The following is a 21,000-nucleotide window of genomic DNA, read 5'->3' as shown; positions in this document are numbered from 1 at the left end:
GTTACACCTTCAAATTCACAATACTGTGGCGTTTATAAAACTTTTGCCATTGTTGCGCTTGTTGCTCAGAGACCTTTTCAACTTTAATTTGCGCAACACCAAGACCGTGCTGTTGTAAATTACGACGCAAATCATCACTGTGTTGTTTGGCAAGGTTTGCTAACTGTGAGGTGTTTGCACGTAATTCACAGTTGAGTGTTTGTTTGCATAAATGGGCTTGAACACTGAGCTCTCCGAGCTTGGCATAATCAAATTGCATGCGCACAAACCACACATCTTGATACTCCCCTTTGTTGTTCTTTTGCTTGTAGCGCCCAAGCGCCAGATGTGTTTGACCAACATCGGGAGGTAATCGCATAGGCAAAAATAACTGCACCAATGGATTAGAGTCCTGCTGGTTTAGCGCCTGCTGTGCGCTTGCTTGTGGACTCATACTTTGTTGTAAGAAGTTTAAATCAGCTAATAAGGCTTGTGCTGCAGGGCTCTGCAGCTGTTGCATCAGGGTGTCAGCAGCTGGTGCGGTGGGAGATTGCCCCAACAATAAGTTTATAAGAGGCATTAATGCGGTGTTGGCGGCGCTTTGACTGAATTGTGGCTGTGCCGAAATTATAGCGCTGCTGGCGAGTGTGCTCACGAGCGCGTCAATTTGTCCTGCAAAACTCATTTGATATTGCCCCGCGCTCAGGCTTTGTGGTTGCAGATGTGCCATCACTTGAGCCGACATCATAGGCGCAGGCATGGCCACGTTCATCATGCGTGAAAATGCCTGATTGACCATGTTCTTGAGCTCGACGGGGGCGTTGTTGAGTGCTTTGTCTAAGTTGCTGATGTGCTGCGATAATTGCTGCGCAGGCGCAAATTGTTTTATAAGCGGTGCCATTAATCGAGCTGTTAAGGGTAATGGCGTCAAAGCTTGGCTCAATGATGAGTTAATGTTCGTTGGTAACGTTAATAAATTAGGTGATAGCGTTTTAGCCTCGCTGGCAGTAATTAAAAGCGGGCTATTTAGTAATGGAGCACTTTGGTTTGGGGCCATTGATGCCACTTTGGTCGGCACTACAGTGCCTTTAAGCACATTTTGCATCTGCACGATTAACGCTAGTAGCGGCGCCTTGGTTTTAATCGCTGTGGGAATTGCGTCTAAAAGAGCTGTTGCTGCATGTTGTGGTGTGAGCACCCTAGTTTGCGCCAATGGATGTTGTACTTTGGTGGTGAGCGCTGCACTTTGGCTCATACTTGGCTCGCTAACGGCGAATTGGTTTTTGAGCGCCAGCAACTGAGATACTTGGCTTGGTAATATCATTTTATCGCCCATGATGTGTGTTGTTGGGCGGGCCAATGAAATCTGTAAAAGCGGTGACAGTAATGCGCTAACGGGACTTTTTAGTAACAGCTGTGACGTCGATAAGGGCAGGCTTTGGCTTGGGAAGCTCCCTGATTTATTTGCTAGGGACGTTTGCCATATTTGCAAATGTTGTTGTGCTCTTTGCCACAGACTATTGCTCTGTGAGGAAGTCGTTTGGCTTCCTTCTTGGGGCTGCAAAAGTTGATTGGCGGTGACCGTATTAGTCAGTACTTTGGTATTGAATGGCTGATTTGGGGCTACAGGAGCGGCTTGGGGGCTATTAGCCTTAGTGCCGCTAAGAAGCGTTAATGAGCCAGCAGCTTTGGTATCAAGGGCGGTTTTGAGATTAATCGCCACTGGTGGCACTTGTAGTTGCAGCTGCCCTTGCGTTCCGACTTGTAAGTTGGCTGGTGTTGGCGGACCTGCCAGCAAGGCGAACTGAGAACGAGTTAATGGCACGCTAAGTATTTTCATAAGTGCCGCAACAGCACCTTGTTCCTTAGTTAACGAAATATCTGCTTGCGGTTGCGAAGGCGGCACGGCGATTTGCAATGCTGGTGATGCTTTTATCAGTGCTTGAGATAGTTTATCTGTGGTCAAAGGTGCCGGTATACGAGCACCATTGCTTAACAGTAGCTGCGAAATTAACTTACCTTGTTGGACGCTCAACTCCAATGCTACAAGTTGGGATGCATTTTTGAGTAATTGGGCTGTGCCCTTATCGATATGAAAAGAAGCGCTCAACTGTGCCAAGCTGATTGTTTGTGCGCCTTGCAGTTTTGCCTCAAGCTGAACGGGGTTCGAGGGGGTCTTAAGAGCGCTTTGCTGCCCTGTTACAGAGGCCAGTAGCGTCATTAATTGTTGTGCTTTGTCCAAGGGCAAGTTGATAGGCGCAGGTTTGATAGACACCGAACCATCCGCTTTAATTTGCAGGTTTGCCGCGTCAATTTCGAGACCAATTAAGGCACTTTGTGGTGATTTAAGTGGCACAGACACATTTTGCCAACGCCCTTGAATATTGACTTCCATCGACAGCTGTTGTGCTTGAATGTGTATATTTCGTGCAGCAATTGGGCGTTCAACAGGCAGTTCGATACTTTGCTGATTTTGACCAGATGAACCGGCTATTTGCAGCTGTATGGATAAGTTATTTAAAGGGGCAAATGGACCCGACATATTCCCCCCTGAATGAGATCAAAGTTTTGCCTGCATTTTTTCGCATTAGCTTAGCATTATGGTAGACTATCGCCCAATTTTAAGCATTGAGAATGCCTGTTCGTGTTACACGTTGACGCAGTCACTTGCATAAAGCAAGAGCGATGTTTGTTCGAAGACCTGAGTTTTGAATTAAATTCCGGTGAGATCATGCAGTTAGAAGGCCCTAATGGGGCTGGTAAAACCTCGCTATTACGTATTTTAGCGGGCTTCGCTGAGCCTATGCAGGGGCAAGTAAAATACAAACAACAATGTATTCGTCGCTACCATGATGAGTACGCGCAAGATGTTTTGTTTATCGGTCATAAAACTGGCGTTAACACGCAACTCAACGCTTTGGAAAATTGTCAGTTTTGGTTAGCGACCCACGGTCTTGAAGCACAGGTCGACCTTTATGATGTGCTCGCTGATTTAGGGTTAGTCGGCCTAGAGGATGTGCCTGTCCGCCAGCTCTCCGCAGGTCAGCAGCGCCGCGTAGCCTTGGCTCGCTTGTGGTTAAACCGCGCCCCCCTGTGGTTACTCGATGAGCCATTCACCGCTGTTGATAAAAAGGGCGTGAATTTTCTCCAAGCTCGTTTCGCTGAACACCTTGCAAGTGGTGGGGCGATTTTATTGACTAGCCATCAGGATTTGACGACACAGTTCGACAACCTCAGTAAGTTGCAGCTGGAGTACCGCATTTGATAGCGCAAAATCAATCTTACTGGCGAGTTTGGGCCAGTGTGTACACAAAAGATGTTCGTCTGGCCTTTCGCCAACGTAGTGACATTATCAATCCACTACTGTTTTTTTTGATTGTGATTACCTTATTTCCACTCGGTATTGGTCCTGAGCCTAATTTGTTAGCGCGCATGGCGCCGGGCATTATTTGGGTCGCGGCTTTGCTCGCCACCATGCTTGGCCTAGATAAAATGTTCCGCGATGATTACCTTGATGGTACGCTTGAGCAATTAATGCTGTCGCCATTTCCACTGTCGCTTACGGTGTCTGCTAAAGTCGCTGCGCATTGGACAATAACTGGCTTGCCAATGGTATTACTGGCGCCGTTGTTCGCGTTACTTATGAATCTACAAACGCAAAGCTTAACCGCGATGATGTTAACTTTGCTAATCGGTACCCCATTATTGAGTCTTATTGGCGCAATTGGCGCGGGTCTTACAGTGGGTTTACAAAAGGGTGGTGTGCTATTAAGCCTGCTGGTTCTGCCGCTCTATATTCCGGTCCTAATTTTTGCAACTTCCGCTATCGATACAGCCAGCATGTCACTGGCGTATGGCGGACAGCTTGCGATCCTAGGTGCATTTCTAGCCGTAGCTAGTGTATTGGCACCTATTGCCGTTTCATCAGCATTGAAAGTGAGTATTAACTAATGTGGAAGTGGTTACATCCCTACGCTAAGGCCGAACGAGCCTACAAGTTGTGTAACACCCTGCTACCTTATTTTGCGGTAGTGGCCGTCGTCGGTATTGTTGTTGGATGGGTCTGGGGCTTAGCCTTTGCGCCTGCCGATTATCAACAAAAAGACAGTTATCGCATCATCTTTATTCATGTTCCTTCTGCAATTTGGTCAATGGGTGCCTACTCATCGATGGCGATTGCGGCGCTTATTGCGTTGGTGTGGCAAATTCGTAACGCCCAGTTGGCGGTTATCGCAATTGCACCTGTTGGTGCCGCGATGACTGTTATTGCCTTGTTAACCGGAGCGGCTTGGGGCAAGCCAATGTGGGGTGCTTGGTGGGTGTGGGATGCACGCCTAACCTCTGAACTTATTCTCTTGTTTTTGTATTTGGGTGTAATCTCTCTTTATCACGCCTTTGAAGACAAACGTGCTGGCGGCAAAGCAGCGTCAATTTTGGCTCTTGTGGGCGTGGTGAACTTACCCATTATTCACTTCTCTGTAGAGTGGTGGAATACCCTTCACCAAGGTGCCACTATCACTAAATTTGATACCTCGGCAATCGATCCAAGTATGTTTTGGCCGCTTATGGTCAATCTTGCTGGCTTCCTAGGCTTTTTAGGTGCCGTGACCTTGATCCGCTTGAAAACTGAAATCTTAAAAAGTGAGCAACATCGTCCTTGGGTGAAAGAATTGGCAGGGAGTAAGTAATATGCAGTTTGACAGTCTTTCTGATTTTTTTGCGATGGGCGGTTATGCGTTTTATGTTTGGTTGTCGTTTGGCAGCTGCGCACTAATCCTTATCGGTTTGCTAGTTAGTTCCCTACGCGAAAAACGCGTGTTGTTAGCTCAAGTAGCCGCACAAAGTGCGCGCGAGCAACGTATTGAAAAGGCCAAAAAGGCCCAGCAGCAGGAGATGTTGTAATGAATCCGAGACGTAAAAAACGTTTGTTAACCATTATCGCCTTATTGTTTGGTCTATCGAGTGCTGTAGGTCTGACCCTGTATGCACTGCAAGAAAACATCAATTTGTTTTACACCCCCAGTGAGCTAATCAATGGCAAGGGGCCTGACCTTGAGAAACCACATGTCGGCCAAAAGCTTCGTATCGGTGGTATGGTGGTACCTGGGTCTGTAAAACGCGACGAAAATTCGCTGTTTGTGGAATTTAAGCTCATTGATACAGGTCCACTTGTAACGATTCGCTACAAAGGCATCTTGCCGGACTTATTCCGCGAAGGACAGGGCATCGTAGCGCAGGGTACCCTAGTAGAAGCTGACGTTATTGAAGCGTTTGAAGTGCTAGCGAAACACGATGAAGAGTATATGCCAGAGGAAGTGGCAGAAGCGGTGAAAGGTATCAAACACCAAAAACCAACTTACAATAACAACAGCGGCAACTAAGTATGATCCCAGAGCTCGGTTACTTTTCTTTAACCATAGCAATGGTACTGTGCGTACTGTTGTTTATTTTCCCAATTTGGGGCGCACATACGGGTAATTTACGCCTAATGCGCGCGGCCCCATCTTTGGCGGTCGGTCAGTTTATCTTTGTGTTACTGGCCTTTGCTGCTCTCATATATGCGAGTTTGACTGACGATTTTACAGTCGCTTATGTCGCTTACCACTCAAGTAGCACCTTGCCATGGTATTACAAAATCACCTCGACTTGGGGTGGTCATGAAGGTGCTATTTTACTTTGGTTGGTGATGCAAGCAGGCTGGACAGCTGCAGTTGCATTGCTTTCTAAGTCTTTACCTTGGCCACTGCGCGCACGCGTATTGGCGGTGCTTGGCTTCCTTGCGGTTGGCTTTATGCTTTATACGCTGTTGATGTCGAGCCCGTTTGACCGTTTGTTGCCTTATTACCCAGTGGAAGGGCGTGACCTTAATCCATTGTTACAAGATCCGGGCATGATCATTCACCCACCGCTTCTATACATGGGCTACGTGGGCTTATCGGTGTCTTTTGCGTTTGCGATTGCGGCATTGCTCACAGGGCAACTTGATAACCTCTGGGCGAAATGGTCTCGTCCATGGACTATGGCGGCGTGGGGCTTTCTGACTCTGGGAATTACCATCGGTAGTTGGTGGGCCTATGCTGAACTTGGCTGGGGTGGCTGGTGGTTCTGGGATCCTGTAGAAAATGCTTCACTGATGCCTTGGTTAGTTGCCACAGCCCTGCTGCACTCATTGGCCGTCACTGAAAAACGCGGCATCTTTAAGTCGTGGACAGTGTTACTTGCGATCGCCGCATTCTCATTAAGCTTACTCGGTACCTTTATTGTGCGCTCGGGCATTATTGTCTCAGTGCATGCATTTGCGTCTGATCCAGACCGCGGTATGTTTATCCTTGCATTCCTGGCGATTGTAGTCGGCGGCGGTCTGACTTTATATGCACTGCGTGCTGGGCAAGTGAGCAGTGAAGGTCGCTACAGTTTGTTCTCACGTGAGGTCGCGTTGTGGTTAAACAATATTCTATTAGTAGTGGCTACCTTGATTGTATTACTGGGTACTTTGCTACCTATGGTGCACAAGGAGTTAGGGCTGGGCTCTATCTCGATTGGTGAGCCGTTCTTCAATCAAATGTTTACGTATCTCATCGTGCCATTTGCCTTGTTACTCGGTGCTGCTCCATTGTTACGCTGGAAGCAAAATAAAGCGAAGCAACTGGTAGGTAAGTATGGCTTGGGCATAGTTATCGCTGTGGTGGCGACGGCTGCTTGGCTTTACGGTAGTTACGACGTAGTGAAACCAGTGACCTATATGGCGACGGCGTTAGCAGTGTGGATTATCGTCATGAGCGCGCAGGACCTACTATTGAAAACCTCGCAAGCAGGTTCAATGAAGCGCCTCGGGCTAAGTTACTGGGCCATGTTGCTAGGTCACGTTGGTTTAGCGTTAGTAATTATGTCGGTGGCACTGACTTCGGCCTATTCAACTGAGCGAGATGTACGTGTGTTACCGGGCGAGCAAGTATCACTTGGCGGTTATGATTTCCGCTTTGATGGCGTTAAGGTGATCCGCGGTCCTAACTACACAGGCCATGCTGGCGTTGTTACCGTGTTCAAAGAAGGTGAACAGGAAACTGTGCTGCACGCTGAAAAACGTCGCTACGATATTGGTATGCAGTTTATGACTGAAGCAGCGGTGGACGGTGAACTTTCTCGCGACTTGTATCTGGCATTGGGCGAGCAATTAAGCGGGGGGGCTTGGTCACTGCGCATTTATCACAAGCCATACGTACGTGTTATGTGGTTAGGCGGTATTCTCATCGCTTTGGCCGGGTTTGTTGTACTGTTTGACCGTCGCTATCGTCGTCGCAGTGTCAAGGAGGCGCAAGCATGAACAGGAAATGGTTAGTATTAACACCGCTGGCAGTATTTTTACTGCTGTGTGTGTTTCTTTTCAAAGGGCTATTCTCAGACCCGCGTGAGCTACAAAGTGGTCGTGTAAACCAAGCGCTACCGGCGTTTGATTTGCCTGATTTAATGGAGCCGCAAAAGCGCTGGACCAACGCCGAAATGCAAGGCCAAAAATACTTGATAAATGTGTGGGGCACATGGTGTCCAACCTGTATCGCTGAGCTTGGTTACTTAACAGAACTGCGCGAGCGAGGCGTTACGATCGTTGGCTTGTATTACGAACAAGGTTATGACCCTGATTTTGGCGATAGCTTTAATTTGGGTGATCTGCAACAAGAAGTGACCGACATGTTAAATCGAGCAGGTAATCCTTATGTGTTCAACATGCTCGACTTAGACCGTCAATTTATCCTCGATTTAGGCGTTTCCGGCGCACCGGAAACCTTCTTGGTAGATGAAAATGGCACTGTGTTAGTGCATCACACTGGTGATGTTAACCCACGCGTGTGGCGCGCTAAATTTGCGCCACTAATGGGGGAATAAAATGCGTATTTTAGTTATTGCTCTTTCTATCTTTTTTGCCGCTAACGTATTGGCTGTAGAAGAAAAATATGACTTCGAAACAGCTCAGCAGGCTGCTCTATTCACTGAGTTGACTAAGGAGCTTCGCTGCCCTAAATGCCAAAACCAAAATATTGCTGACTCGGATGCTGTGGTCGCCAAGGACCTGCGTGACAAGGTGGAAGAATTAGTCAAAGCAGGGCAGAGCAAAGACGAAGTAATCGATTATATGATTGATCGTTACGGTTATTTTGTTCATTACCAACCACCTGTGACGCCAGCGACTATTTTCTTATGGATCCTGCCTGGTTTTATCGTTGTAGCTGGATTCGCATTTATTATTGTGCGCCAGAAAAAAGCGGCACAAAAAGCAACATGGTCTGACGCTGATGAGCAGCAGCTACAAGGCTTGATTAAGCAGTACAAGCGTAAGGAGTCAGCATAATGTTGTCATTGTGGGGAGCCTTTGCTGGCTTAACGTTATTAGCCTTATTATTTGTGTGTTGGCCGTTTATTAGAAATTTCAAAGCAGTGGCAAATCCAAGTGTCAACGCTGAACGTATCGATATCTTCGAGCAACGTCAGCAAGAGTTGGCGGATGACTTGGCGTTAGAGCGCATCTCTAAGCAAAGCTACAATGAGTCATTGCTGGAACTCAAGCGCCGATTACTTAATGACTTGTCACCTGAGCAGCAATTACAGAGCCGCGGCAATAACCGCATTTTGGCGCTGACAGGCGCTAGTTTCGTTGTCTTACTTAGCGCTGTGTTCTATTACTTTACAGGTAATCAAGCACAGCTTGCTGGCTGGGAAAAGGCGATGCAGGAGCTGCCTGCACTGGGTGAGCGTGCTGTTATGGGCAAGGGTGAGCCACTTGATGCCAACGAACGTCAGGCCCTGTTGTTAGGTTTGCGTACGCGTTTAGCACAAGACGGTGACGATGCGGTGGCATGGTTGATGTTGGGACGTGTTGCTATGACCCTCAACGACTATGAAATGGCCATGCAGGCGTTTGATAAAGTGCTTGTAATGGACCCAGAGAACATTTCAGCCAAAGTCAGCTACGCCCAGTCTTTACTGGTACAAGGCGATGATTCAGGTATGAATCAAGCGGCTAAGCTGTTGTCGCAAGTGTTGCAGGTGCAGCCACAAAATATCGATGCGATTTCAATGCTGGCACTGATTGCTTATGAGCGTAAAGATTGGCTGGAGGCGAAAAGCGCATTTGAGTTGATCCTTTCGACCATGAACGAGTCGGACCCACGTCACGCCATGGTTGCTCAACGTATCGCTGAAATAGATGCACGTATGGCACAAAGTGATGATGCAGAGCCTATGCATCAAGTTACTGTTTCCGTAAGCATCGCCGAGCCAGTTGCTGATCGAATTCCGCTAAACAGTGTGCTGTTTGTGTTTGCCAAAGCTGCGTCAGGCCCACCAATGCCGCTTGCAGTAAAGCGCTTTGAGGAATTTTCACTGCCGCTAACGGTGACTTTAAGTGAGGCAGATGCGATGATGGCTGAACTTAGTTTGACGCAATTTGACCAAATTCAAGTATTTGCCCGCATCTCAAAAGACGGCGACGTGGCCGTGGATTTAGGTGAGTTAGAGGGCAAATCAGCAGTGTTTAATCATCAAGAGCAACAACAGGTAGATGTTGTGATTAATACTTTGATTCAGTAGGAAGAAGAATGCTTAAAAAGACGTTTATTACGTTAACAGCGGTGCTACTGAGCGCCTGTGCACAAGTACCGCCAGAGAAAGAAGACCCGCGTGACCCATTGCAAAGCATTAACCGTCCGTTGTATGACTTCAATATGGACGTGCTCGACGCCTATATTTTGCGTCCCGTGGCTGTAGGTTATGTGGAAGTAACACCTGCACCAGTGCGTCGCTCGGTTGTTAACTTCACCAACAATATCGTGGCACCCACCGATGCTGTGAATGCAGCATTGCAAGGTAAAGCGGATAAAACCGGTATTGCTGTGGCGCGCTTCTTAGTGAACACCACAGTCGGGATTGGCGGCTTGTTTGATGTGGCGACTAGCCTTGGTCTTGACTACGTCGATGAAGACTTTGGCCAAACTCTGGGAGTGTGGGGCGTAGGTGATGGTGCCTATGTGATGCTACCAGGTATGGGACCGAGCACAGTGCGTAATTTCACAGGCGACATGGTTGATAACTTTGTATTGCCAGAGATTGCATTGACTACGCCGCAGACGATTTTAGTGTTCGCCCTTCGTGTAGTCGAAACTCGTGCGTCACTGATCCCGCAAGAGAGTTTATTGAATGAGTCGCTCGACCCATATACTTTCGTAAAAGATGTGTATTATCAGCGTCAGCTCTATGAGGTCTATGATGGTAATCCGCCGATGCAGGAAGAACCAGAAGCTGAAGACTATGATGATGACTTCTTAGAGAACCTCTAGGGTCTGTTGACCTTTGCTGTGTTTTTGCAGCAGTCATTGGGATATTTTGGCAAGGCAGAGCCTGCGTCACATAGTCATTCTATGTAAGTCAGGCGATAACGCCGAAGAAATACCCCAATGGCACTGCCCTAAGGGTTCAACCAAAGGCTTATACTGCGTTGTCATGGGCTATTAACATAGCTCACTATGCAACATAATCCTTTCCTTGCATCGAAAGCCTTTGATTTGAACAAAATTCATATTTCAAAGGTTAACAGACCCTAGTAGTCAGCAACAAAAAAAGCCGGTAAAGTTACCGGCTTTTTTAATGTTTAAACGCGCTTACATAATCGCTTGGATTTGCTCTTGCGCCCAATGAATTGCTTCATGATACGCATCAGGAACGGTTGTCGCATCTAGCTTCATTTCTTCCATGGTTTTATTAGCATCTTGCCATTTTGCTTGTTCATATTGCTCTACAAGCGTGATGTATTTCGCTAAATCGCCTTCGCGGTCACGTAGGGCTACTTTGATGTCATTTGCCAGCGGCAAACGCTCCACTACTTCTGCCATGTCTTGGTCGAGGATAGCATCCAGTAGCGACATCATAGACGTTAAAAAGGCACGGCCTGAATCCACAGAACCAGGGTGCTTTTCTGCCAGTACTTCAGCGAAGCGCGCACGCGTTAGTGACAACAGCATCAGTTCTGCTGGTTTATCTGACGACAACTGCGCGGTGAACAGCAGGGATAGAAACTTCTTAATCTCTGCCGCACCCAATACGACCAAAGCTTGTTTGATAGTCGAGATTTCAGCGCGACGTTTGAACATGGCTGAGTTTGAATAGCGCAGTAACTTATAAGATAAGTTCACATCGCGTTCGAACACTTTGGTGATCTTTTCCAAATCCATGTCGGTGGTTGATGTTTCATACAACAACTCGGCAAGGGTTAACTCAGATGGGGGCAATGCTTTACTTTGCACCATTTCTGGTTTTGAAAAGAAAAACCCTTGGAAGTACGTAAAGCCCAAGTCCATCGCTTGCTGATACTGCTCATACGTTTCAACTTTCTCGGCAAGGAGTTTGATATTTGGGTAAGGCTTTACTGCATCGATGATCTCCTGAATGTCCTCAAGACTGGATTCAAGGTAATCAACTTTGATGATATCGATGTGTGGGAAAAAGTGACGCCATACATTCTGGTGCTTGTAGTCATCAAGAGCAATGGTGTATCCCTGCTCTTTAAGCTGCTGAGTAAGCGCTAAAAGGCGTTTTCCCGGTTGTACTGTTTCGAGAATTTCCACGACGATTTCATTAGTACCCATCATGGATGCATAACCTTTCACTAAGGTATCCAAAGTGAAATTGATAAACGCAGGCTTGTTGCCTGTTAGTTCTTCTAAACCAAAGGTAAATTGGCTTCCTTCGATCAGACGAGAGGTGGCTTCATCGCCATTAATTTGTGGAAATACGTTATCCAGGCCGTCACGAAATAGGAGCTCGTAGCCCACCAGTGACTTTTCCCTATCTAAAATGGGTTGCCGAGCAGCGTAGAAATTCATTATTCACATCCAAACACGTTGCTTATTACCTAACAATATATGAGAAAATCGTTGCTCTTTCATCAAGTATCGAAAAATTTTGTTGTAGTTTTAGCGTTATTATTACTTTAAAACAATACCATAGCGCAATTTAGCAGCACTTAAGCACCCTTAACGCACCAAGTGGAGTTGGTCACTGTGAGCATGCTATAGTGATGTGACTAAAACTGCACTAAGTGTAGTTTAATCTAGGGCTTGTTGAACTGTCCGCGTTAATTTTATTCGTGCACAGATCATTATCGCCACATAATAACAACATAATTTGCCGGTAAAGACTCTTTACCGTGCCTTTTAGCGCTAACTTGGAGGCTAGTTTGGAATTAGGAACAATTGTATCCCTCGCCATTTATTTTATTGTCATGTTGGGAATTGGACTCTACGCCTATAAGCAGTCGACCGACGATGTTTCGGGCTATATGTTAGGCGGGCGTAATCTTCCTCCGAGTGTCGCAGCACTCTCAGCCGGTGCGTCAGACATGAGTGGCTGGATTTTAATGGGGTTGCCAGGCGCCATGTTTGTTAGCGGTTTCAGTGCAACATGGATTGCTATTGGCTTGGTCATTGGTGCTTGGGCGAACTATTTTCTTGTTGCACCACGCCTTCGTGTTTATACCGAACGCGCGAATGACGCTATAACCATCCCAGATTATTTTGCCAACCGTTTTAATGATTCAAAAAATGCGCTGCGCGTTGTGTCAGCCTTGGTCATCATCTTATTCTTCACTTTATACACCTCTTCGGGCGTGGTTGCTGGCGGCAAATTATTTGAAGAATCTTTCGGCCTTTCATATGAAACGGGTTTGTATGTCACCACGGGCGTGGTGGTGTTGTATACCTTGTTTGGTGGATTCCTAGCGGTGAGTCTGACTGACTTTGTGCAAGGGTGTATTATGTTCCTCGCACTTATCATTGTGCCTTTAGTAACATTTACACTGCTTGATGAGCCGCTACCTGCGACGCTCGAGCAAATTAATCCAACTATGCTCGATTGGGTAGGTACTGGGTCTGTCATTGGTATTATATCGGCAATGGCCTGGGGTCTTGGCTATTTTGGCCAGCCACATATTATTGTGCGCTTTATGTCAGTGCGAACAGTGAAAGACATTCCGACCATGCGTCGTATTGGTATGTCGTGGATGATAGTAGCCGCTTTGGGCGCTGTTGCTACCGGTTTATGTGGTGCCGCTTACAGCTTTGAGAAGGGCATTGACGTAGCCGATCCTGAGACCATTTTCCTTATCTTATCACAGTTACTGTTCCACCCCCTTGTGGCGGGTTTCTTATTGGCTGCTATTCTAGCGGCCATCATGAGTACGATTTCTTCGCAGTTACTAGTGAGCTCAAGCTCATTGACCGAAGACTTCTATAAAATCTATGTTAAGCGTGACGCAAGCGAAAAAGAGTTGGTGTTTGTTGGTCGTATCAGCGTGTTACTGGTTGCGCTTTGCGCTATCTACCTCGCCTATGACCGCGATAGCTCTATTCTAAGCTTAGTGAGTAACGCATGGGCTGGATTTGGTGCTGCATTTGGTCCGTTGATTCTATTTAGCTTGTACTGGCGTCGAATGAATTTAGCAGGTGCTTTGGCAGGTATGATTGTGGGTGCGGCGACAGTGCTGTTTTGGATTTACGCGCCTATCGAAATCGACGGTCAATCTCTGAGCGGTTGGATGTATGAAATCGTCCCTGGGTTTATCTTCTCAAGTATCGCTATTGTGGTTGTGACTTTGTTGAGCAAAGAACCGAACGAAGAGTTAACAGCGACGTTTGATAAAGTTGAAGCCGAGCTTAACTAACTAATAAGAAGCCACCTTTAAGGTGGCTTCTTTCATTATATGGAGGGCGCTAAAGCCATTGTATTGACTCGTTAATACGGCTTTGGTATTCGTCCAAAGGCGCTTTAGCTGAAGCGACTAAAATGGTGTCTCCTTGCGGGAAGTGTGACACACGTCCTGCGAAATGATCATCAGAAAAATAGTTATCGCCCAAATACTTGTTCTCTGAGGGCACCACAAACACCGTCATAGGGCCAAAGTCAGATTCAAAGACTAAGTGCAGCCCTCGTTGGCCTTTAAAGTTACAGAAACGCGCATATTTTACTTCACCTGGCAGAGACTTAAACTGGCCACCAAGCTGTGCGAGTCGGTTATTAACTTCTGCAATATTAAAGCGCTCAGTAGACTCCAGTGATCCCATCTCATGATAAACATGTGCCAGTGCGTGTTCACCGATAGACAAAGGCGGTGCCACTAGTTGATAAGTGACGACGCTAAAGGCAATGGCAACTGATGCAGCTGCAGCCAAATACCAAGATTTGCGTTTGCGATTAACAGACAAGGCTTTAATTTTGTCTGGCTGTTCTGACATGGTTTGCTTCAAGATAATTTTATCAGCAAGGTTCTCGGGCACGTCAATGTTCATCGCTTGGTGCAACTCTTTATCAAAGGCTCTTAGCTCTTTGAGTAGTGCCATTCGCTCAGGACTTTGCTTAGCAAATTCTAACAGTTCGTCGTCCTTGTCTGTAGGCTGAGCAAAAAGGCGCCGACGAAATTCTAATTCATCCATTTGGGGCCTCTTTAAGTTGTTTGTCATTACTGGTTAGGGCATCTTTAAGCTGATTTCTCGCCCGGAACAAGCGTGTCATAACCGTGTTTTTGTTGAGATTGAGGATGCTGGCGATTTCATCACCGCTGCACCCAGCCATAACTTGTAGCAATAGCGGTTCTTTGTATTCATGCGGCAGGGCCATAATGTGCCGCTGTAATACAGTAAGCTCCATTTCATCATCTAATGATGTGCTTCTAGTATCGACCAAGGTGTCTTGCTCAACATCGCTGTAGTCAAACTGTTTACGTTCAAATCGACGTGCATTTTCTCTGCGCAAGATGGTGAGTAGCCAAGATTTTGCGGCACCATGATCTTGCAAGGAGTCTAATGAACGCCATGCTCTTAAGAATGTTTCTTGGACCAGATCTTCTGCCACCGCTGCATCTTTACTTAGCCAATAGGCAAAGCGATATAGCTCTTTGTGATAGACCTGCACCAACGCTTCGTAGCGCTTTTGTTTATCTGCCATGCTCACTAAGACCGCAGTGGTTCAAATTAAATTTCTTATGAAGTGTAATATTTTGCGACCAGCATCATTTTTGATACTGGTCGCAAACATATTAATACAGAGAGTCTAGCTTAGATTTGCTCTGGGCGTCTGCCGCGCGAGTATTTGTGGCTGCCTGCGCAATCTGCGCAAAGTCAACAGCGGCACTGTTGGCGCTGTACAAAGATTGTCTCAGTTTAGCGAACTCTTGTTGAGCTGCCTCAGGCCAAAGCGCTAACCAACGCTCAATTGAACCATGGTGTGCTTTAGCAAAGCCATCAATTGCATGATAAAGCGCTTTTGCATCTTGAGCTTTCGCTGCGCGGGCAATGTCGCTTACATTATTGATTGGCTGTGCACGCTGAATTGGTGCATGTGCCTGAGGCTTCTTCTGTTTGTTGCTCAACCACCATAGCAACATGGTAACAATCCACAGCACATAACCTGGGACAATAAGCCACCATGGCACAGTGCCACTGTCATCGGTTGTGCCTAATTGCTCAGCTTGCGGTGGCGTCTCTATATTCGGGGTATTTGTAGACGAAGACGCGCTGGGGGGAGGTGTTGGTGTATTCGCATTGCCAACTACAGTGATGGTTTGCTCAGGAACACTGGCAATTTCCGCACGGCCCGTCACGGTATTAAACCAATTTACTTCAATTGCAGGCAGGGTGAAGGTGCCCGGACGCTGTGGCACATAAGCAATAGAGGTTTTGGTTTGCGAGATTAATCTGCCATTTCTGACAAGGTGAGTGCGGTCAGACTGATCAGGATAACTACGTACATCAGGCACATCGATATTGGGAAGATCAGGCAATTGCTCTTTGGTCACGTTCAAAGCGGTCAAAGTTAGGGTGCGAGTGATTGGCGTGCCTACTTGCACTTCGTCTTCTAAACCTTGCCATTGCTCACTTAAGTCCACGAGCTCACTGGGCAGCCAAGCACCAGCAAATTGCGGCGGTGTTGGTTTGACCTCGACCAGTTGATCTGTAGCCTTGGCCGAAATACTCACCGCCCGATAGTTTTTGCGTGCTTTACCGTTGAGCATTGGCGCTTTGAGTTCAAACGTGCCACTTTTTTGCGGCTGAATTAGGTAGTCACGTTGGATAACTTGATAACGACGGCCATTGACGACTTCTTGTGACTCAGAGTTTTTACCCATTTGTGAGATATTGGCATTTTCCAACTCAGGTGCGGACAGCGCACCATCTATTAAATCAACACCTAGATAGAGCTTCACTGTGTAAATACCAGCTTGCTGCACATACAAAGTTGATGGCGTCAGCTCAGTTCTAATAAAGGCGTTATCCGCATCCATTTGCGCGCTGGTGTTGGCGACCACTTTCATCGTGAACGGAGCGGAGCTCACATTCTTAATTCGAAAAGCAGGGATGTCATATTCGCCTGGGTTTCGGGCCATTAACTCGATGCGCCATGTTGTTTGACGCGATACCGAGCCATTAATTATTTGTGTTTGGTTGCTGCGCGATGTTGGGCCAACCACAAAATGTTTGAGCAAGGCGGAAGTATCTGGCTGCTCAGAATTAAGGGTGTCATCAGCGCTCAACGTGAGATAAAAATACTCACCCGCGAGCACCGGGTTTTTATCAACACTGGCGTCCAATTTTGTTAGTGCTAACGCGGGTAGGGATAACCACACTAAACAAAAAATAATGAAATTTCTTACCATGACTTATCTACTCCTTGTGGTAAGCGACGACTTGAATGTTGGCGTTGTTGTGCTTCTAATTGCATTTTGTTGCGCAGTAAAATCTCTGGGTCATCCGGAATTTTGCGCAGTAACTGGTTTAGTTGTTGGGCGCGTTCCTTTTCTTCAGCAGTCAGCTCTTCAACTTGTTGAGCTTGTGCGACAGCTTGTTGCTGTTGCTTGCCCTTATCACCTTGCTCATCGGAATTTTCCTGTGACTGCTGTGCTGATTCTTCATCGGCTCGTTCTTGCGACTCTTTGCCTTCTTGAGATTGCTTTTTACTGTCCTTTTTAGGCTGCTCATCAGCTTGCTCGCTTTGTTTTTCTTGCGCAGGATCCGCAGACTGCTCTGCTGAGTCCTGTTGTTGTGGGTCGGCACTGTTTTGCGGGTTGTTCTGCTGTGAGTCATTACGCTGATTCTCACCTTCAGAGCCGCTATTTTGTTGCTGCGTATCTTGCTGCTGTTGAGTGCTTTGCTGTTGGTTATCCCCTTGTTTCTGTTCGCTATTTTGCTGTTCAGAGTCTTCCTGCTGCTGGTTTTGATCGTCACTTTGCTGCTGGTTCTGCTGCTGATTTTTGAGTTGTTCCAAAATCGCCTTATTAGCGGCCGCCGCACTCAAGTTCGGGTCTTTATCCAGTGCTTGTTGATAGCGCTCAAGCGCCTCATCGACCTTGCCTAACTGCGCAAGTGCATTACCTTGGTTATATAAACCTGTTGCAGAGGAGTCTTTATTAAATTCCTCAAGTGCTCCTTGATAGTCTTGTTGCTGGTATTTAGCCGAGCCGCTCAAGAGGGCATTACCTGATGTTGCTGCTTGCGCGTACTCTTGTTGCTGATAAGCATCGAGGGCATTTTGCTGCTCGTTTTTGAACCAAGATTGCCATGTTGCTGCGTGAGCGCTTTGCCAAGGAACTAACACCAGCGCCGCACATAACATAATGGCATTGCGGTGAATTTGCACCAGTAGCAAAATGGCGGCAACCATGGCCAAGTAGATGCCTGCGTCAATGCGCCATAAGGTTTGCTGACTTTTTGACTCAACTTGTGTGGCTGTGACCTTGATGTCAGTGAATGCTTCTAGATTGTCACTGCTTGGTTGATAGCGAATGAGTTGACCACCACCGAGCTTAGCGAGTCTGTTGAGGCGATCAAAGTTCGTCTTCGGAATAACGATTTGCCCTTGGCTGTCTTTTAAGAAACCACCGTCAGGCAAACTAATCGGCGCACCTTGTGATGAACCAATGGCATAAATAGAGAGGTTATAGGGCGACTTTGATAGCCAGTTACGAACATCTGTTTCATCTTCGCTGTCAATGCCATCAGTCAGCAGGATGATGTCACCTTCGTAATAGCCCGCTTGCTCTAACAGCTCTTGTGCTTGCACTAAACCTGCTAACACGTTGCTGCCTTGCGAAGGCATGATCTCTGGACTCAAGCTCGGAATAAGATTGGTGAGCGTATTGCTATCAGAGGTAAGAGGTGAAATGGTGAATGCATCGCCAGAATAGGCCACTAGAGCGGTTTCACCTTCTTTGAATAACTCCACCATATCTAGCGCTTTAAAACGTGCCTGTTGTAAGCGGTTTGGACTGATGTCCGTCGCGAACATAGAGCGTGACATGTCCATCACCATGACGCGGGCTAATTTCGCTTCAAATACAGGCACTTCTTGCTTGCTAAAGCTCGGTCCTGCGAGGGCAAAGACGATAACCGTCATCAATATTGTATTAGTCAGCCCCAGACTTTGGCGTTTGTTAGCATGCGCACCCTCCATAACTTGATTCGCAAGGTGAGGGGCAATAATCTGGCTTTGTTGCACCACAGTGGCTTTCGCAAACAAGCGCCAGATAAAATAGGCCGCTACTGGGATCAGCAAGTATAACGCTGGCGCACGGAGAAAAACGAAATCGCTCATGCTTGCCTCTTTTTAACTACATAGGTTAATGCTCTAAGCTTGCGTCTGAAGATAGCCAGCGCAATCACTCCAAGTGCGATACTCAAGGGGATATAAAATAAGGCCTTCTTCGGGCGCACCGTTTGCTCTTCTTCCGCTAATGGTTCAAGTGCATCTAGCTCTTGGTAGATATTGGCTAAGCTTTGCGTATCTGTGGCACGGAAGTATTTACCGCCGGTTTGCTCTGCAATCTGTTTAAGTAGTGTTTCATCGAGCATGCTGCTGCCTGACATGGAAAACAGACCCATGCTCATAGATGCATTGGCACCGACACCCACAGTGTAAACTTTGACTTTTGCATCTTTGGCCAGAATCAATGCCTCTTCTGGCGTCAGATTACCCGCAGTGTTCTGCCCGTCGGTGAGGAGAATCACCACCTTATTCGACTGGCTTTTATCATTAAATCGTTTAACCGATAATCCTAGCGCGTCGCCGATTGCTGTGGCGCGACCAACCAAACCAATTTGCGCTTCTTTGAGCATTTGCGCGACGGTATCGAGGTCGCGGGTAAGCGGTGTTTGTAAAAACGCTGTGTCTGCAAACAGGATCAAACCAAGCTGATCACCTTGTCGCTCGGTGATGAAATTAGCCAACACACTTTTAACTACACTTAATCGGTCAACATAGCGCCCCTGGTAAGCCATATCTTGTTCGCGCATTGAGCCGGATAAATCCACCGCAAGCATGATGTCGCGGCCTTCATTCTCCAAGGTAATAGGTTCACCTTGATGCACTGGATTTGCAATTGCGATAACAGTACAAATCCATGCCACTGACATTAACCAATGGGGCCAACGCCCACCGCTTAATGCTCGCTCATGTTGCATATCAACATGGCTCAATGAGGGAATATGTAGCTTCAAGGTCGCATTATGTTTGCGTTTAGGAGTGATTAATACCCACAGCCAAGGTAAGGGGAGCAGTAATAACAGCCAAGGCCATTGCAACTCATACATCGAGTATCTCCTTGGTTTTAAATTGGTTTATAGCTGAACTCAGCTTTAAAGAAAGATCAGTATGATCTGCTTTGTCACGGTAAATCGCTAATAACTCGTCTTCTGAAAAGCTCATAGCGCTCAGTTGCGATAATACCTGTGCCCACTTTTTGCCTGTGAGCGCACTAATGTGATCACCGTAATAGTGCTTACATAAACGTTTTAGCAGCTGATGTAAGGCCAGCGCACCTTCGGTATTGGTTGCATGCGAAATTGCTTCGCGCTTTGCTTCAAGGTGTTGTGCGCGCTGGCGCCACATAATAATTAAGGTGATCAGTATACCCAATACTAATGCGGCAACGAGCCACCATGCTGGACCTGGAGGCCAAGCACTCACCTCAGTAGGGGCAATGACATCTTCTAATTGTGGAATAGGCACTGACTGCATTTATGCGCTCCGTTGATAAAACTGCTGCTCCAGTGCTTTTGCAGCACTGATTTCCACGATTGAATGGCAATAACGTGCCAGTATCTCTAGGCGCTGCGAACCCAATGCTTGCGCGCGTTTGTTAAAACGACTGCGAAAGTTAGCATCATCCAGTGCCAAGCTGATTTCAGCACGCCCAGTGCTCACATTAATTGCCTCAGAGTAGCTGGGGAGTTTTTTCTCGAAAGGGTCACTGACAATACAGGCCACGACTTCACAATGTCGCGCTAAATGTTGTAGTTCACGTTCAATGCTGGCACGGTCTTGATCGTTCAAGGTCACAAAATCACTGATCAGATACACCGTACTACCCGGCTTGGCGAGTTGGTTTAAGCGCTTGAGTTGCGTTACCAAGCTCACGGGTGAAGTTGACTGAGTTGCCACAGTTTGTTGTTCACTGTGGCAGTCCAGCATGCCGTGAAAGACACGCAGTACTGCTTTATCGCGACTTTGTGGACGAAACTCATGGTGATGATGGTCATTAAAAATGAGCGCACCGAGCTTGTCGCCCCTTTCGCATGCAGACCACGCAATTAGCGCCCCCAAGTGGGCGGCTTGCACTGACTTAAATACAAACTGAGAGCCGAACTGCATGCTGGCACTGAAATCTGCCATGATCAGTACAGGTCGCTCTTTTTCCTCTTGAAACAACTTGGTGTGCGCTTCGCCTGTACGTGCGGTCACCCGCCAATCGATACTGCGAACATCGTCGCCATTTTGATAGTGGCGTACTTCTGCAAACTCCATCCCACGGCCTTTATGCGGCGCGAGGTACTGACCACTGAGCGGACTGCGGATACGTCTGCGCACTGCTAAATCAAGCAACTTAGTTTTGCTTTTATAATAGGTGAGCTCTTTAAGCGCCAACGCATGACCGCTACAGTGGAGTTGTTTTAGCCAGTCATTGACACTCAAAGGTGGTGATGACAT

The 21,000-nt window shown here is 47.1% G+C and carries 20 protein-coding genes; 11 read left to right on the top strand and 9 right to left on the bottom strand.

Annotated features, from left to right (window positions below):
- Position 1: 1 nt before the first annotated feature.
- Positions 2-2,521 carry a flagellar hook-length control protein FliK gene (gene fliK / locus V1358_RS06135; protein WP_347392922.1) on the bottom strand — a complete coding sequence of 840 codons (2,520 nt, stop codon included), beginning with the start codon at positions 2,519-2,521 and terminating at the stop codon, positions 2-4.
- A gap of 102 nt (positions 2,522-2,623) precedes the next feature.
- On the opposite strand from fliK, the gene ccmA reads away from it, so the two are divergent.
- Genes ccmA through V1358_RS06085 form a run of 10 tightly spaced genes read left to right on the top strand, consistent with a single transcriptional unit; the run spans position 2,624 to position 10,310 of the window.
- A complete protein-coding gene (gene ccmA, locus V1358_RS06130; RefSeq protein ID WP_347391054.1) occupies positions 2,624-3,244 on the top strand; it encodes a cytochrome c biogenesis heme-transporting ATPase CcmA in 621 nt (206 codons plus the stop codon).
- Positions 3,244-3,930, top strand: a complete 687-nt coding sequence (gene ccmB, locus V1358_RS06125) for a heme exporter protein CcmB (RefSeq protein ID WP_347393170.1) — start codon at positions 3,244-3,246, stop codon at positions 3,928-3,930. The genes ccmA and ccmB overlap by 1 nt, the downstream gene beginning before the upstream one ends.
- Entirely contained in the window at positions 3,930-4,667 is a 738-nt protein-coding gene (locus V1358_RS06120; RefSeq protein WP_347391053.1) for a heme ABC transporter permease, read from the top strand. The genes ccmB and V1358_RS06120 overlap by 1 nt, the downstream gene beginning before the upstream one ends.
- A gap of 1 nt (position 4,668) precedes the next feature.
- On the top strand, positions 4,669-4,881 hold the full coding sequence (gene ccmD / locus V1358_RS06115; protein ID WP_347391052.1) for a heme exporter protein CcmD: 213 nt from the start codon (positions 4,669-4,671) through the stop codon (positions 4,879-4,881).
- On the top strand, positions 4,881-5,360 hold the full coding sequence (gene ccmE / locus V1358_RS06110; protein WP_347391051.1) for a cytochrome c maturation protein CcmE: 480 nt from the start codon (positions 4,881-4,883) through the stop codon (positions 5,358-5,360). Before ccmD ends, ccmE begins: the two co-directional genes overlap by 1 nt.
- Positions 5,361-5,362: 2 nt before the next feature.
- Positions 5,363-7,303: a heme lyase CcmF/NrfE family subunit gene (locus V1358_RS06105; protein ID WP_347392921.1), complete on the top strand. Its 1,941-nt coding sequence runs from the start codon at positions 5,363-5,365 to the stop codon at positions 7,301-7,303.
- Positions 7,300-7,863: a redoxin family protein gene (locus tag V1358_RS06100; protein WP_347391049.1), complete on the top strand. Its 564-nt coding sequence runs from the start codon at positions 7,300-7,302 to the stop codon at positions 7,861-7,863. Before V1358_RS06105 ends, V1358_RS06100 begins: the two co-directional genes overlap by 4 nt.
- A 1-nt stretch (position 7,864) precedes the next feature.
- Positions 7,865-8,326 (top strand): cytochrome c-type biogenesis protein, encoded by a 462-nt coding sequence (locus V1358_RS06095; protein WP_347391048.1) that lies wholly within the window; start codon positions 7,865-7,867, stop codon positions 8,324-8,326.
- A complete protein-coding gene (gene ccmI, locus V1358_RS06090; RefSeq protein WP_347392920.1) occupies positions 8,326-9,564 on the top strand; it encodes a c-type cytochrome biogenesis protein CcmI in 1,239 nt (412 codons plus the stop codon). Before V1358_RS06095 ends, ccmI begins: the two co-directional genes overlap by 1 nt.
- Before the next feature lie 8 nt (positions 9,565-9,572).
- A complete protein-coding gene (locus tag V1358_RS06085) occupies positions 9,573-10,310 on the top strand; it encodes an MlaA family lipoprotein (protein ID WP_347391046.1) in 738 nt (245 codons plus the stop codon).
- 321 nt (positions 10,311-10,631) lie between these two features.
- Here V1358_RS06085 and V1358_RS06080 read toward each other — a convergent pair whose 3' ends face one another.
- Positions 10,632-11,852, bottom strand: coding sequence for an EAL and HDOD domain-containing protein (locus V1358_RS06080; RefSeq protein ID WP_347391045.1), 1,221 nt, complete (start codon positions 11,850-11,852; stop codon positions 10,632-10,634).
- A gap of 353 nt (positions 11,853-12,205) precedes the next feature.
- On the opposite strand from V1358_RS06080, the gene putP reads away from it, so the two are divergent.
- A complete protein-coding gene (gene putP, locus V1358_RS06075) occupies positions 12,206-13,687 on the top strand; it encodes a sodium/proline symporter PutP (protein WP_347392919.1) in 1,482 nt (493 codons plus the stop codon).
- Between the two features lie 49 nt (positions 13,688-13,736).
- Here the strand turns inward: putP and V1358_RS06070 are convergent, their stop codons facing one another.
- From V1358_RS06070 to V1358_RS06040, 7 genes are all read right to left on the bottom strand, one after another.
- Positions 13,737-14,456, bottom strand: a complete 720-nt coding sequence (locus V1358_RS06070) for a DUF3379 family protein (RefSeq protein WP_347392918.1) — start codon at positions 14,454-14,456, stop codon at positions 13,737-13,739.
- Positions 14,449-14,973 (bottom strand): sigma-70 family RNA polymerase sigma factor, encoded by a 525-nt coding sequence (locus tag V1358_RS06065; protein WP_347391042.1) that lies wholly within the window; start codon positions 14,971-14,973, stop codon positions 14,449-14,451. Before V1358_RS06065 ends, V1358_RS06070 begins: the two co-directional genes overlap by 8 nt.
- Before the next feature lie 85 nt (positions 14,974-15,058).
- On the bottom strand, positions 15,059-16,675 hold the full coding sequence (locus tag V1358_RS06060) for a BatD family protein (RefSeq protein WP_347392917.1): 1,617 nt from the start codon (positions 16,673-16,675) through the stop codon (positions 15,059-15,061).
- A complete protein-coding gene (locus V1358_RS06055; protein ID WP_347392916.1) occupies positions 16,669-18,609 on the bottom strand; it encodes a VWA domain-containing protein in 1,941 nt (646 codons plus the stop codon). The genes V1358_RS06060 and V1358_RS06055 overlap by 7 nt, the downstream gene beginning before the upstream one ends.
- Positions 18,606-19,604, bottom strand: a complete 999-nt coding sequence (locus V1358_RS06050) for a vWA domain-containing protein (RefSeq protein WP_347391039.1) — start codon at positions 19,602-19,604, stop codon at positions 18,606-18,608. The genes V1358_RS06055 and V1358_RS06050 overlap by 4 nt, the downstream gene beginning before the upstream one ends.
- Positions 19,597-20,031 (bottom strand): DUF4381 domain-containing protein, encoded by a 435-nt coding sequence (locus V1358_RS06045; protein WP_347392915.1) that lies wholly within the window; start codon positions 20,029-20,031, stop codon positions 19,597-19,599. The genes V1358_RS06050 and V1358_RS06045 overlap by 8 nt, the downstream gene beginning before the upstream one ends.
- Positions 20,032-21,000 (bottom strand): DUF58 domain-containing protein, encoded by a 969-nt coding sequence (locus tag V1358_RS06040; RefSeq protein ID WP_347392914.1) that lies wholly within the window; start codon positions 20,998-21,000, stop codon positions 20,032-20,034.

This window comes from Pseudoalteromonas pernae, from assembly GCF_039831865.1.
Lineage (GTDB): Bacteria > Pseudomonadota > Gammaproteobacteria > Enterobacterales > Alteromonadaceae > Pseudoalteromonas > Pseudoalteromonas pernae.
The sequence above is the reverse complement of the archived record's forward strand: the minus strand, read 5'-3'. Positions and strand labels throughout refer to the sequence as shown.

What these genes read in the sequence shown, in the direction of transcription:
- V1358_RS06045 (WP_347392915.1), bottom strand. Translation starts at nt 20,031, where the DNA reads ATGCAGTCAGTGCCTATTCCACAATTAGAAGATGTCATTGCCCCTACT.
- ccmI (WP_347392920.1), top strand. Translation starts at nt 8,326, where the DNA reads ATGTTGTCATTGTGGGGAGCCTTTGCTGGCTTAACGTTATTAGCCTTA.
- V1358_RS06070 (WP_347392918.1), bottom strand. Translation starts at nt 14,456, where the DNA reads ATGGATGAATTAGAATTTCGTCGGCGCCTTTTTGCTCAGCCTACAGAC.
- V1358_RS06100 (WP_347391049.1), top strand. Translation starts at nt 7,300, where the DNA reads ATGAACAGGAAATGGTTAGTATTAACACCGCTGGCAGTATTTTTACTG.
- V1358_RS06040 (WP_347392914.1), bottom strand. Translation starts at nt 21,000, where the DNA reads ATGTCATCACCACCTTTGAGTGTCAATGACTGGCTAAAACAACTCCAC.
- V1358_RS06080 (WP_347391045.1), bottom strand. Translation starts at nt 11,852, where the DNA reads ATGAATTTCTACGCTGCTCGGCAACCCATTTTAGATAGGGAAAAGTCA.
- ccmD (WP_347391052.1), top strand. Translation starts at nt 4,669, where the DNA reads ATGCAGTTTGACAGTCTTTCTGATTTTTTTGCGATGGGCGGTTATGCG.
- V1358_RS06085 (WP_347391046.1), top strand. Translation starts at nt 9,573, where the DNA reads ATGCTTAAAAAGACGTTTATTACGTTAACAGCGGTGCTACTGAGCGCC.
- V1358_RS06095 (WP_347391048.1), top strand. Translation starts at nt 7,865, where the DNA reads ATGCGTATTTTAGTTATTGCTCTTTCTATCTTTTTTGCCGCTAACGTA.
- V1358_RS06105 (WP_347392921.1), top strand. Translation starts at nt 5,363, where the DNA reads ATGATCCCAGAGCTCGGTTACTTTTCTTTAACCATAGCAATGGTACTG.
- V1358_RS06120 (WP_347391053.1), top strand. Translation starts at nt 3,930, where the DNA reads ATGTGGAAGTGGTTACATCCCTACGCTAAGGCCGAACGAGCCTACAAG.
- V1358_RS06055 (WP_347392916.1), bottom strand. Translation starts at nt 18,609, where the DNA reads ATGAGCGATTTCGTTTTTCTCCGTGCGCCAGCGTTATACTTGCTGATC.
- V1358_RS06060 (WP_347392917.1), bottom strand. Translation starts at nt 16,675, where the DNA reads ATGGTAAGAAATTTCATTATTTTTTGTTTAGTGTGGTTATCCCTACCC.
- ccmE (WP_347391051.1), top strand. Translation starts at nt 4,881, where the DNA reads ATGAATCCGAGACGTAAAAAACGTTTGTTAACCATTATCGCCTTATTG.
- V1358_RS06050 (WP_347391039.1), bottom strand. Translation starts at nt 19,604, where the DNA reads ATGTATGAGTTGCAATGGCCTTGGCTGTTATTACTGCTCCCCTTACCT.
- fliK (WP_347392922.1), bottom strand. Translation starts at nt 2,521, where the DNA reads ATGTCGGGTCCATTTGCCCCTTTAAATAACTTATCCATACAGCTGCAA.